The sequence below is a fragment of the Mesorhizobium sp. B263B2A genome (assembly GCF_020165775.1).
In the GTDB taxonomy this organism is placed as follows: domain Bacteria; phylum Pseudomonadota; class Alphaproteobacteria; order Rhizobiales; family Rhizobiaceae; genus Mesorhizobium; species Mesorhizobium opportunistum.
In genome coordinates, this window is record NZ_JAIUIU010000010.1 from 207,026 (window position 1) to 219,733 (window position 12,708).

Annotated in this window: 8 protein-coding genes and 2 pseudogenes; 4 read left to right on the forward strand and 6 right to left on the reverse strand. The window is 62.1% G+C overall.

What is annotated here, in order from left to right:
• Positions 1-315 precede the first annotated feature (315 nt).
• Positions 316-1,461 (forward strand): annotated as a pseudogene (locus LB568_RS17920) (IS3 family transposase).
• Positions 1,462-1,495: 34 nt separating this feature from the next.
• Here the strand turns inward: LB568_RS17920 and LB568_RS17925 are convergent.
• Positions 1,496-1,744, reverse strand: a complete 249-nt coding sequence (locus LB568_RS17925; protein WP_224730816.1) for a helix-turn-helix domain-containing protein — start codon at positions 1,742-1,744, stop codon at positions 1,496-1,498.
• A gap of 127 nt (positions 1,745-1,871) precedes the next feature.
• Here LB568_RS17925 and LB568_RS17930 point away from each other — a divergent pair, with 127 nt between their 5' ends.
• The 3 genes from LB568_RS17930 (at position 1,872) to LB568_RS17940 (ending at position 4,639) form a co-directional block, all read left to right on the forward strand.
• On the forward strand, positions 1,872-2,474 hold the full coding sequence (locus LB568_RS17930; protein ID WP_224730817.1) for a hypothetical protein: 603 nt from the start codon (positions 1,872-1,874) through the stop codon (positions 2,472-2,474).
• 126 nt (positions 2,475-2,600) lie between these two features.
• Positions 2,601-2,873 (forward strand): hypothetical protein, encoded by a 273-nt coding sequence (locus tag LB568_RS17935; RefSeq protein WP_224730818.1) that lies wholly within the window; start codon positions 2,601-2,603, stop codon positions 2,871-2,873.
• Positions 2,870-4,639 carry a recombinase family protein gene (locus tag LB568_RS17940; RefSeq protein ID WP_224730819.1) on the forward strand — a complete coding sequence of 590 codons (1,770 nt, stop codon included), beginning with the start codon at positions 2,870-2,872 and terminating at the stop codon, positions 4,637-4,639. Before LB568_RS17935 ends, LB568_RS17940 begins: the two co-directional genes overlap by 4 nt.
• A 121-nt stretch (positions 4,640-4,760) precedes the next feature.
• Here LB568_RS17940 and LB568_RS17945 read toward each other — a convergent pair whose 3' ends face one another.
• The 5 genes and pseudogenes from LB568_RS17945 to LB568_RS33510 form a co-directional block, all read right to left on the reverse strand.
• Positions 4,761-5,159 (reverse strand): hypothetical protein, encoded by a 399-nt coding sequence (locus LB568_RS17945; protein WP_224730820.1) that lies wholly within the window; start codon positions 5,157-5,159, stop codon positions 4,761-4,763.
• Between the two features lie 604 nt (positions 5,160-5,763).
• Positions 5,764-7,497 (reverse strand): SEL1-like repeat protein, encoded by a 1,734-nt coding sequence (locus tag LB568_RS17950; protein WP_224730821.1) that lies wholly within the window; start codon positions 7,495-7,497, stop codon positions 5,764-5,766.
• Between the two features lie 29 nt (positions 7,498-7,526).
• Positions 7,527-8,936 (reverse strand): HlyD family type I secretion periplasmic adaptor subunit, encoded by a 1,410-nt coding sequence (locus tag LB568_RS17955; RefSeq protein WP_224730822.1) that lies wholly within the window; start codon positions 8,934-8,936, stop codon positions 7,527-7,529.
• Positions 8,937-8,976: 40 nt separating this feature from the next.
• Positions 8,977-11,277, reverse strand: a complete 2,301-nt coding sequence (locus LB568_RS17960) for a peptidase domain-containing ABC transporter (RefSeq protein WP_224730823.1) — start codon at positions 11,275-11,277, stop codon at positions 8,977-8,979.
• Between the two features lie 210 nt (positions 11,278-11,487).
• A pseudogene (locus LB568_RS33510) lies at positions 11,488-12,708 on the reverse strand (hypothetical protein); the annotation flags it as partial.

Below are 12,708 nucleotides of genomic sequence, written 5' to 3' on the forward strand. Positions count from 1 at the left end.
CCGACTGGAGTTGTGCCTGTGGCAAGCTATCTCAACTCGGTCGAAAGCCACAAGAGCGCGCAGATCGCTCACTGATCGGGGGCGGGAGCCCGCTCCTGTCGCGCGTGTTTTCTTAGGTCGCGACCGACAAGGGTGCCGACGCGAAGGGTGGAGCGGTGCGGGCAGGAATTATTTCGAGCTCAACCAAGAGTACTCACACCTGGCAGGTCTCCATTGGCGCTCCGAATATAGCTCCTACTGCAAGTTCGACGACATGGCCTGCTGCCGGTTTCGTGGACACCGAGATAAGGTGTTTAACGGAACTGGAGAGTTGGAATGCAGAGAAGAAAATTCAGCCGCGAGTTCAAGCTTGAGGCGGTGAGATTGATCAAGGATCGGGGCGTTGCGGTGGCCCAGGCTGCCCGCGACCTCGATCTCCACGAGAATGTGCTGCGCAAGTGGGTGCGCGAGCTCTCGTCCGATCCGCAGCATGCGTTTCCCGGTCATGGGCAAATGAAACCGGAGCAGCAGGAGATTGACCGGCTGCGCAAGGAAGTGGCGAAGCTGAAGGAGGAGCGCGACATCCTAAAAAAGGCCGCAGCCTACTTCGCGAGGGAAGTGACATGAGGTTCGCTTTCATCGCAGGCACCGGAGCATCTGGCCGGTGGCATGGCTGTGCGACGCGCTGGATGTCTCTCGCTCGGGCTTCCATGCTTGGCTCAACCGCAGCCCCAGCGCTCGCTCCCGCCATGACGAGATCCTCGTTTCCAGGATCGACCATAGCTTCAAGAGCAGCGACCGAACCTATGGCGCCCGTCGCGTCTGGCACGACGTGCTGGCTGAGGGGCTGTCCTGCGGCCTGCATCGCGTCGAGAGGCTGATGCGGGAGAACGGTCTGCGTGCCAGGCCTCGGCGCCGAGGACTCCCGAAGGATATTGGCGAGCGAGCGGTTGTGTCGGACAACCTCCTTGACCGCGCTTTCGAGGCCTCGGCGCCGAACCAGAAATGGGTCGCCGACTTCACCTATATCTGGACCGCCGAAGGATGGCTCTACGTTGCCGCCGTGGTCGACCTGTTCTCCAGGCGGGTCGTCGGCTGGGCGATGAAGGCCGAGATGACAGCGCAACTCGTCACCGACGCCCTCATCATGGCGATCTGGCGCCGGGCAAGCCCGACAGCCTGCTGCATCATTCCGACCAGGGATCGCAATACACAAGCGAGCAGTTCCAGCGCCTGATGGCCGATCACGGCATTACGTGTTCGATGAGCCGGTCGGGCAACGTCTGGGACAATGCTGCGATGGAGAGCTTCTTCTCGTCGTTGAAAACCGAGCGGACAGCCCGCAAGGTCTACAGGACGAGAGATGCCGCCAGGGCGGATGTGTTCGACGATATCGAGCGCTTCTACAACCCTCGGCGGAGGCACTCGACGCTGGGCTATCTGAGCCCCGTGGAGTTCGAGGAACAAGCTATGCTAGCTTAACCTGGTGTCCGAAAAACCGGCAGCAGGCCAGTCTTTATTCATCAAGCTCAGACTTCGATCTCTGCGGATCGCCTGATGGTCGTTTCAGCAAATCTGCGACATCCACGCCCAGCACCTCAGCCAACCGGTCAACGACATCGATGCTCGGGTTGTACACTTTGCGTTCCAACGCACTGATGTAGGTGCGATCAATCCCAGCTTGGTGGGCAAGCTCTTCCTGTGACAGGCCTCTGGCCCGCCGCAAGGCTCTTAGGTTTTGAGCAAACACTTCTCGGATTTCCATGAATTCGAGAACAGCGCCTTGCAGAGTATTTCACCACGGAGTATTCTCGACAAACGTTCGGAGAGCCGGGTTCTGTGATTGGTTTTGGACCCGCTCAGCGGGAGTGCCCACGGAAGGAGACCATGCTGTGCCAGCGAAAAAGCCGATTGTTCTCGCCGCAAGCCGCAACGAGCCAGAATTGCAACCCGCATCCTTACGCGATCCCGCACTGGTTCTTTTGAGTGATTGGCGAATGGCTCGGTACGTCTCCATGCTGCTATGCCGCGTGCAGCAGCGGCTGGAGAGCCAAATCATGGTCAACCCCGGAATTCAGGTATTGACTGCAGATTCACAGACGCGGGTTCGAAACCAAACTGTGCGTACTCTCGGTGATCCACGGGAGTATGTGGTTGCGCGGGAGGCCGAGGTCTTTGCGATGACTGAAGCTCTAAAACTTCAAGATTCGATCCCCGAAGTCGCGGCTACGTCGCTCGTCGGCGTCATCGCTAAGTTAGAAATGATCGTCGGGGCTGATCGAGATATTGGTGACCCTACGGACTTTCCTTGGCCGCACATAGCTTCCGTACTGCGTGACTTAAAGGCGATCGCGGGAGGTTTGCCGATTGGTGGCCGGAGCCGGGAAATGACGCGAAGCGACGTTGCCAAGCATTGGGGGGCGGCGGTCAAGTTGGTCGCGGCGCTAAGAGAGGAAGGCGCGGCCGAGTACCGTGATGACGTCGCGGTCTCCTGACACGCCGAAATCGCACCGCGCAAGTCATTGCACGCTGTGACCCTACGACATGAACTTCGTGCTTTTCTTCGCCATCCGGACGCCTCTGATAGCAGGTCGATCCACCATTGGGAGAGCGACCGCGCGATGGCAGAGGAAACCAGGACCGGCCCACAGGAGTTGGTTCCGGCGAACGACAACGGCGATCCCGCCAGCCCTGGGGGTCGCGCAGAAAACATGGCGGCCAGGCTGGATCGGGTCGTGCTGGATATTGCCCGGCTGATCGGCCGGCAGCTGGCGCGGGAGGCATTCGAGGCGGGGCTGGTGGCCAACGACAATCGGCCGGGCCGCCGAGAGGGAGAGGCCAGGGAGCCGGATGGCAAACCCTCTGGGAACAGGAGAGAGGATCCGCCGCCATGACCCGTGTTGCACTCTATGCCCGCTATTCGTCCGACAACCAACGGGAAGCCTCCATCGAGGACCAACTGCGACTTTGCCGAGAACACTCATTTAAAGAGAGATGGACTGTCGTTGGGACATATGTCGATGCTGCCATCTCAGGTGCAAGCATCGTCCGTCGACCAGACATTCAGCGGCTCCTGAGTGATGCTCAAAGCGGGCAGTTCGAGATCGTTCTTGCCGAGGCGCTTGATCGCCTCTCACGCGACCAGGAAGATGTGGCTGGTCTCTTCAAACGGCTGCGCTTCGCCGGCGTCAACCTCGTCACCCTCTCCGAGGGTGCAGTCGACGAACTTCATGTGGGCCTCAAGGGAACGATGAACGCGCTCTTCTTGCGTGACCTTGCGGTTAAGATCAGGCGCGGACAAGGCGGACGAATATTGAATGGCTATGCGGCTGGTGGCCTTTCCTATGGCTATCGCGTGGTCAAACAGCTCGATGAAAGCGGCGAACCGATCCGCGGTCTGCGCGAGATCGATGAGAATCAAGCTCAGGTCGTGCGCAGAATCTTTCAGGAGTTCGCGGTTGGTCGATCAGCGCGTGCGATAGCTGCTGACCTCAATAAAGAAGGTATCCCATCGCCCTTTGGTGGCGCTTGGGGCGCCTCGACGATCAACGGCAATCTTAAGCGAAGAAGCGGCTTCCTTTACAACGAAATCTATATCGGGCTGCTCGTTTTCAACCGTATCAAGATGGTGAAGGATCCAGAAACCGGCAAGCGCATCTCGCGGCCGAACCCGCCCGAAACGTGGCAGGTCATGGAGGTCTCGCATCTGCGCATCGTGGATGATGCGCTATGGGAAGCAGCCCAAGCTCGCAAGAAGCTGTATGGAGGTGCGAAGCTCCATCATCGCCGACGGCCGAAACATATGTTCTCAGGGCTCGTACGGTGCGGCTGCTGTGGCGCTTCCTATACCGTGAAGAATCAAGACCAACTGGCCTGTGCTGCGCATCGTGAGAAAGGGACCTGCACCAACAGCAGGACGATCCGCGTTGGCGACCTTGAAAAGCGTGTGCTTGCTGGCGTCCAGCGGCGATTGCTGGCGCCAGATGCCATTGCGGGCTTCCTTGCCGAATATCACGCCGAGCAAAAGCGGCTGAATGCGATGAACCGCCAACGGAATAAGGAAGCTGAGAAGCGGCTCATCGGCATCGACAGGCAGATCGCCAATATCGTCGATGCCATTGCCGACGGTGTCTCGACGGCCAGCATGAGATCGAAGTTGCTGGACCTCGAGAGCGAGAAGGAAAGTCTAGCGCGAGAGCTTCAAGCCATGGCAGCCGCTGAAAGCATCGTGGAGTTTCACCCGGCGGCGATCGAGGCTTATCGTCGGAAAGTGTCAGAACTCCAGCGGGCGCTGCAATCCGACGAAAGCGAGCGTCACGAGGCAGCGAGGATTGTCCGTTCGCTAGTTGCGAAGATCGAGATCATTCCGACCGAGGGCAGGGGGCAGATTGAGCTCAAGGTCCACGGTGCGCTGGCGGAGCTCCTCAACCTGGCAAACCGGAAACCAGGAGAGGCGCCTAACGCTGTATTGATGGTAGCGGGAGGGCGCTACCATCTCGTATCCATTCAAAAATTGGCCTACGCGGCTTCATCGCAATATCGGGCGCCGCTGTCCCGGCGAGGGACTAACCGATGGTGTCGAAGATCTCCTGGCTCCGGCATCGCAACATCACCGTTCCGTCCCGTCATTTTGGCCCATGCAACCGCATCTTGCGCGTGACGATGGTTACTCGCGTGCAACGCATTCTATGCGTATCCGACTTAACGCCGGAATGCCTGCGACACACGCGTGCGCCGAAGCCATCCAGTAGCGTGCAAAAACGACGGCTTGGCCAGTATAGTCATCCCACAGGGATGAGATGAATGCCGACCAGTGCGGATAGGTGTTGAAGCGGCAGGGTGGCGAAGATTGGCAACGTTGCGAAATCAGCCGCGTCCTTTTCGGTTTCGCATTGCCTTTGTACGGGTATGCTTTTAGTCGAGAGGTAGTCGAGAGGCTCACAATGGGGCGAAAGAAAAAAGACCCGCAAGTTCGATTCTTTACGGCCGATGGTGTTGAGGTGGATACCATCCTCGATTTGGCTGGCCCTCACAAGGATGAGCTCGTAAAGCGAATTGTTGAGGCGCTGGCGCGAGACGCGGCGAGGCGGGATTTTCTCGCCGAGCGTGGCGTTGATGGATTGGCGAACCGGCCGCTGAAACCTTAAGCCTCTTTTGAAAATCCCGTCCGTCCGGGCCAACCAATTTCATGTGGATGAAGAGTGTTCAGCCCAGCGCAAGGGAGTGGGTAGCAGGACGCCGAGGTGTCGATGCTGTGCGAGGATGGTGCCCTGGCTTCGACACTCGCCTGCGGCCGGTTAGTTCGCCGAGAATGTGCTACATATTGTGATACCTTTTGTGATACAAATTTGGCTTTTGAACGAAAAAAATAGAATAAAAACAATAACTTGGTGAGGGTGTCGATCCCAGCCAACGGTACCATCGGAACTATCAAATAAGTGATTGAATTTGCTGGATAATTTCAATTATCTGGTCGTCGATCCCGCTTCATTTCACTCATTTGTGTTACCTATTGTGCTACTTGTCAGGAGTTTTGAATGAAGCGGTTGTCGGCCTGTTTGTAAAGTTTCTCCGCTAGTTGATGGCACTTGTCTCACGTAGCTCAACCCTCCCGATTTCGAAAGACCGTGCATCGACGCGTGCGGTAATCGGCGGCAACGACGTGCAATTAGGCGATCTGTTCCTCGGCTACAGACTCAAAGCTGCCGCACGAAACCTAAAATTCTCTGATTATCCTCGTGCGTGGCGGACCTGCGTGGGTTGGCGTGCTTGCACATGCAGGGCTCAACCCGAAGCGAACTCAGAGAGTTCGTCGACCGCTTCACTGATACCGTGCGCGGCTGCACGCTCGAGCCAAAGGCGACCGGCGGCCGGGTCGTACTCCCCGGCGAGACCTTTGGAGAGATAACGACCAAGCATAAGTTGGGCTTGGCTATGCCCACGTCCAGCAGCGGCAGCGTACCATCTCTGCGCTGCCGTCTGGTCGACCGACAGGCCGTGGCCGGCTCCGTACAGCGCGCCAAGCGCAAACATCGCCCCGGCGTGACCGTCGACGGCGGCCCGCTCAAACAGCTGAATCGCAGCCGTTGGTTCACGCGTGCCTCCACGCCCGTTGAGCAGCATCTCGGCAAGCGCCACCCGCGCGTCGAGCACACCGGCTTCGGCCGCCCGCGCAAACCACACACGGGCCTGCGTTGGGTCGGCCGCCACGCCGCGTCCATCCTGGAGGAGGCGGGCATACATGTATTGCGCCTCGGCGACGCCCTCGGCCGCGCGCCTGAGCCAGTGCGCCGCTTGCCCCTCGTCCTGACGGACGCCGACGCCCTTGGCGAAACAGAGCCCAAGGTTGAATGCCGCGATGAGGTCGCCCGATGACGCGGCTGCCTCGAACCATCCGGCAACGCTTGCACCGTCATCCGTCTCGCCGGCTCCACCGAGGACAAGATTGGCGAGGTCGATCTGCGCCTCCTGATTGCCGCCATTCGCGGAAGCGCGCAGCCAGCGTGCTCCCTCTTCGACGTCCTCGGCCACGCCGTTTCCCGTCAGGTAGAGGGAGGCCAAAGCGCGGGCGGCGGCCTGGTGGCCCGCTTCGGCTGCCCGCCGATACCAGTTTGCGGCTTCTGCAAAATCCGGCCGCTGCGTCTTCACATAGCGATCGCCCAGGAGATAGGCTGCCTCGACATTGCCAGCCAAGGCGGCACGCCGCAGCCAAGCTTCTCCGGCAGCGATCTCTTGGTCTACGAGTGCGCCGTCAATCAGTGCTAATCCCAACCGGAACTGAGCTGAGGGAAGCCCCTTCTCCGCGGCGGCCTGATAAAGTCTCGCGGCTGCAGCCATGTCGCGTGTCACGCCGAGCCCGTTCTCGCTCAAGACCGCGAGAAGATAGATCGCGGTCGGCAGGCCAGCATCGGCCGCGCGTCTGACCTCGCTTGCGATCCTGGCCCGATCTTCTTGCCTGCCGCGCCGGGCCAGCGACAGGGCAAGGCCCAGACATCCCTCGGCGCAGCCGGCGGAAGCCGAATTCTCGTACCAGCCATGCGCTGCATCCGCATTGCGCAACGGTTCTGGGCCGCTGGTCAGGATGTAACCGAGGATCGCCTGTCCCGTGGCCGAGCCCGCCTCGGCCGCCTTCGTGGCAAAGCCGAACGCAGCCGTGAAGTTCGGTTCGCCCGCAGAATCCCGTTTGAACAAGTGCTCCGATCCGGCGCCCTCGCCGTCGGTTTCCGCCGTCACTAGCCCGGTGACGTAGAGTGCGGCGAGGAGCGCCTGGGCATCGGCGTTCCCGTGGTTGGCTGCCCGCAGCAGCCATCGCGCGCCTTCCATGCGGCTCGGCGGCACACCCGAGCCTTCGAGATAGCAACGCGCGACCCGGTACTCGGCGTCGGCGATCCCCGCGCGCGCCGCTGTGGCCATGAGCGGAAAGGCTTCAGCGGCCTTGCCGCTGTCAGAGAGCTGGATCGCCCGGCGCAACGCCGCCGCCGGGAAGGCCAGTCCAGTCAGCCGATCCAGGATTGTCATCGATCCGAGCCCCTGATTCCTCCAGTGCCCTATGGCTCCCGCATCGCCTCCTGGCCGATCGGGAGCATCACACCGAGAATGTACTTGAGTATCGTGCGCCGGCCGACCTTGACGTCGGCGGTCACCGGCATGCCGGGGCTGACGGCGAAACCGGCAGGCACGCCGTGGAGGGCGATCTGGTCGATGGAAATCCGCGTGCGATAGAACGGCTCGGAGTCGGAAGGCAGCATGGCCAGCGAGCTGTTCGGATCGCGCGCTTGTTCCTGTGCCGAGAAGGAATCAGGGCTGAGTGCCCGCACGGTGCCGTGGGCGAGGCCGTATTGCGAATAGGGGAAGGTGTCGAACTTGATGACCACGGGGTCGCCGACATGCACAAAACCACTGCTCCTGCCAACGATGTTTGTTTCGATCTCGAGTGGCGCGTCGGCCGGCACCAGCGTGATGAAGCGTTCCCCTGACTGCATGACCGAGCCGACGGAGACCTTTGCCACCGATTGAACGATGGCGTCCGATTGGCTCTTCAATTCGACCAGCTGTTTGCGAAGCTTTGCCTTGTTGAGGAGTTCGCGGGCGTCGGAGATCCGCGAGCTCGCCTCCGACAGACTCTGCGAGACTTCAGCTCGCCAGCCCTGAATATAGCCGTCGCGCTCGGCGGCCACCGCTGCTTGCTGGCGCTTGGCGGCTTCCGCGGTCTGCTCGGCATTGCCAAGCGCCCGGGACATTTCCGCCCGGTTGTCCTCGGCAAGGAGCGTATTGAGGCGGCTTCCTACCTGCCTTGCCTCGAGCTGCTTACGCATCTGTTCAATCGAGTCGGCGACCGTGAGCCGCTGCCGATAGCCGTCGGCATCCGATTGCGATCGCGAAATCACCGAGCTGAGTTCGTCACGCTGGCGTTCGAAATTCTCCACCTTGGCGTCGTAGACCGCCTTGCGTTGCTCGAATATAGACACCTGCAGGGTCCAACTCGGGTCAAGGCCGTTGTAGGTGAACGCTTGACCGCTGGCCTCGGCCTTCAACCGCGCCACCTCGGCTTCAAGCGTCGAGACCTGCATCGCCAGTGCCGCCAGATCGGCGGAGGCAAAGGTCGCATCGAGGCGGGCAAGCAATTGGCCGGCCTGGACGCGCTGTCCCTCCCGCACCTCGATCGAGCGGACAATCGCCGTCTCCAGCGGTTGCACGACGATGTTGGGAGATTGCGAGACCACCAGCCCTCTGGTCGTTACGACCTGGTCGACCGGTATCAGCCCCGCCAGGGCGATCAGCGCGATGACCAGGCTAGAAACGATCCAGACGATGCCGCGCGCCGCCCGCGGAATGGGAGCATTGGCGACAGCCGTCGACGGCCACTGGAACTCGAGTATGGCCGGCGTCGTCGGATCCCTCGTTTCCATCCGATGCCACCGGGCGGGGAGGGCCGTGAGAGAGGTGCTGCTACCCATGATTACCGGACCTGATGCGAATATGAGCCGCGCGACATGGTCAAACCAACCGCGGCGGAACGGCGACCGGGCGGCCGTGGCGGCCGTCGAGGTGCCGGTTCTGCTGCGACCACAGCTGGCGATAGAGCGCGCATCGTTCGAGCAGGGTCGCGTGCGGCGCGACGTCGAGAACCTTGCCCTGATCCATGACCAGGATGTTGTCGCACTCGGTCAACGAGGAGAGCCGGTGCGAAACGATGATCATCGTGCGTCCGCTGGCGATGCGCATGAGGTTGGCGCTCACCACCGCCTCGCTCTCCGGGTCGAGTGCGCTGGTCGCTTCGTCAAGGATGAGGATGGTCGGATCGTGTATGAGGGCGCGCGCGATCGCCAGTCGCTGCTTTTGGCCGCCTGACAGGTTAGGCGAACCTTCCTCGATGTAGGTGTCGTAGCCATTCGGCATCCGCTCGATGAATTCCTGGGCGCCGGCGAGATGCGCCGCGCGCATGGCGTCGGAAAGCGTCAGGCCCGGGCGCCCGGCGATGATGTTGTCGCGGATCGACCCGCGGAACAGAAAATTGTCCTGGAGAACCACACCGAGACCCTGGCGAAGATGGCGCAGGTTGATTTCCTTGAGGTCGACGCCATCGAGCTTGAGGAAACCACTGTAGTCGCGGTTTATCCCCTGCAGGAGGCGCGCAATCGTCGATTTTCCCGACCCGCTGCGGCCGACAATGCCAAACATGGTGCCGGCTGGAATGTGGAAGCTGACCCGATCGAGCGCCGGTGTCTTGGTAGCGATATAGCTGAAGGTCAGGTCGCTGAACGCGACCTCGCCGACGAGCCTGGGTCTCAGGCCGGCTGAATTCGAACTGCTCTCCAGCGGCCGGTTTAGGACGGACGCTGCCTCGCCGATCGCCGCACCGACCTCCTCGTAGTCTTCGACCAGTCGCGCCAGGCCAACCAGTGGCTGCGCCACGCGCTGGGCGATCATCATGAAGGCGAACAGGCCGCCGACCATGTAGCCCGTGCGGTCGTTCATCGCGAGATAGGCGCCGATCAGCATGGTGCCGAGCACCATCACACGTTCGATCGGCGTGACCAGGGTCTGCGGCCAGCTTGCCAGCTGTCCGAAGGCGAGGCGCGCCTTTCCGGATTCCGCCACCCGCTCGTCCCAGAGCGCCTTGCGCTGGGGCTCGAGACCGAGCGCCTTAACCGTCTTGATGCCGACGACTGTCTCGCCCAGCGCCGCCGACTTCCAGGTCTCGGCCTCGACCACCCGCTGGTATCTGCGGCGCAGCGGCTTGAGGAAGGCGAGGATGATCAGCATGATCACCACCGCGCAGGCCAGCACGATCCAGGCGAGGGAGGCGTTGATGTAGAACATGACCGGCACCAGCACGCAGAGCGTGATCATATCCAGGAACGTGCTGAGCAGTTTTCCGGTCAGGAACTCGCGGATACGATAGACTTGGGCGAGGTGATACATCGTCTCGCCGGCCGGATGCCGCTCGAAATAGTCGAGCGGCAGGCGCAGGAGCCGGCTGAAGACGTGCAGTTGCAGCTTGGTGTCCAGACGGGCGCCGACGACATTGATGATCAGTCGCCGCGCATGGCCAAGCAGTGTCTCGTAGGCGAACACCACGGCGATCACCGCCGACAGCAGCACCAATGTCGAGATGCTGTTGAACTGCAGCACCTTGTTGACCACCGTCATGACGATGAGCGGCGGCAGGATGGTAAGGACGCTCAGCGTGAACGAGGCGATGGTGATATCGCGCAGGGCGTGACTCTCGAGCCGCACCAGTTCGGCGAGCCAGCGAAGGGTGAAGGGCGCGTCCGCCGCGACATAGGACCGGGCGGCGCGCAGCAACAGCGCCTCGCCCGTCCACACCTGCGACAGCCGCAACTCGTCGATGGCGGTGGCTTCACCATCGTCGGGTGCATCCACACTTTTGAGGAAGACGATGTTTCGCTCGGCGCTCGCCCCGGTAAGGAGAGCCGCGCCGCCATCATTGAACAACAGGACGACCGGTCCGGCTTCCTGGAAACGCAAAAGGTGAGACCAGCGGATGCGCACGGCGCGTGACCACATGCCGGCGTCCTGCGCCCACTGCGACAGGTCGGCAGCGGCCGGAACCGCGCTCGCGGACCTGAATTCGTTCGGATCGAGCTCGACACCGTGATAGCGGGCGGCCCGCAGCATCGCCTTGAGGCGTAGCGCGATCTTGTCGAATTCGGCGGGGCCGCCAGGAATCCGCCCCACTTCGCTCACAGCCCCACCTTTGCCGGTCGTGTCGGCTTCGATGCCGGCGTCGATCGGGACCGGTTGGTTTTCGGCATTCAGAGGGATGTTCACCATGGACGTGCCTTCCGGCAGGCGAGCGGACTCGACAATGCCCGGGCCGAAGTGCCTCTGCCGAGGTTTTCGATCATGCCGCCATTATACTCCGAATTGATCGGCCGCGCGACTCTCATGCCAATCCGTGTCCCGGCATGTCTAACGCGCGAACCTCGCTCTCCCGCGACGTTCGCGCGTTTCCCTTCGGTGGTCTGTCGCCAGGATTCTTGCTCACTCATGCGGCTTCAGAAGATCCTTCAGGGTCGCCTTGGCGGTGTGGTCGGTACTGGCATAGCCGGTACCGTGCTTGGTCACATCCAAGGTCTGGTCCGTACTCGCGCCCGACGGCTTGTTCAGGTTCTGACCAAATCCCTTGATCGTATTGAGGATATTCAGGAGATCGGTCGTCACCGAACCGGCCGCCAGGCCGATCAGGTGGCGTAGCGACGGCAGGCCGCCGCTGCCATTGCCGGTCGAGCCCGACTGCAGGAATTGCCCGGTGTCCTTCAAGCCGAGCGAGTCGGACGTGACCTTGGTGGTCGTTTGGGTCGTCGTTGCCAGGGTTGTGGTCGAAGCGACAACCGAGTCGTGATGACCGCTCGAGGGTCCAGTCGGACCGATTGGGCCGGTCGGACCCGTCGCGCCCTTCGGCCCGGTATCGCCTTTGGGCCCGGTTGCTCCGGTCGAGCCCGTGGCGCCGGTTGCACCCGTGGCGCCCTTGGGCCCGGTCGCTCCGGTCGAACCGGTCGCTCCGGTCGAACCTGTTGCGCCAGTCGCACCCGTGGCGCCCTTGGGCCCGGTATCGCCCTTGGGCCCGGTCGCTCCGGTCGAGCCCGTGGCGCCGGTTGCACCCGTGGCGCCCTTCGGTCCGGTGTCGCCCTTCGGTCCGGTTGCTCCGGTCGAGCCCGTGGCGCCAGTCGCACCCGTGGCGCCCTTGGGCCCGGTATCGCCCTTCGGCCCGGTCGCTCCGGTTGAACCTGTTGCGCCAGTAGCACCCGTGGCGCCCTTGGGTCCGGTATCGCCCTTCGGTCCGGTGTCGCCCTTCGGCCCGGTCGAGCCCGTAGCACCCGTGGCACCAGTAGAGCCCGTTGCTCCGGTACTGCCAGTTGAACCTGTGGCACCGGTTGCTCCGGTCGCGCCCGTATCGCCGGTGGCACCTGTGGCGCCGGTTGCTCCGGTTGAACCCGTGGCGCCTGTATCGCCGGTTACACCTGTGGCACCGGTTGCTCCAGTCGAACCTGTTGCACCCGTATCGCCAGTCGCACCGGTGGCTCCGGTCGCCCCAGTCGAGCCGGTGGCACCCGTATCGCCAGTGGCACCTGTGGCACCGGTAGCACCAGTCGAACCGGTGGCACCCGTATCGCCGGTCGCACCTGTGGCTCCGGTTGCTCCGGTCGAACCCGTGGCGCCCGTATCGCCTGTGGCACCGGTTGCTCCGGTCGAGCCGGTGGC

Excerpts from the sequence above, each read along its gene's own strand:
- LB568_RS17935 (WP_224730818.1), top strand. The coding sequence starts at position 2,601 with ATGGCAGAGGAAACCAGGACCGGCCCACAGGAGTTGGTTCCGGCGAAC.
- LB568_RS17940 (WP_224730819.1), top strand. The coding sequence starts at position 2,870 with ATGACCCGTGTTGCACTCTATGCCCGCTATTCGTCCGACAACCAACGG.
- LB568_RS17925 (WP_224730816.1), bottom strand. The coding sequence starts at position 1,744 with ATGGAAATCCGAGAAGTGTTTGCTCAAAACCTAAGAGCCTTGCGGCGG.
- LB568_RS17950 (WP_224730821.1), bottom strand. The coding sequence starts at position 7,497 with ATGACAATCCTGGATCGGCTGACTGGACTGGCCTTCCCGGCGGCGGCG.
- LB568_RS17960 (WP_224730823.1), bottom strand. The coding sequence starts at position 11,277 with ATGGTGAACATCCCTCTGAATGCCGAAAACCAACCGGTCCCGATCGAC.
- LB568_RS17955 (WP_224730822.1), bottom strand. The coding sequence starts at position 8,936 with ATGGGTAGCAGCACCTCTCTCACGGCCCTCCCCGCCCGGTGGCATCGG.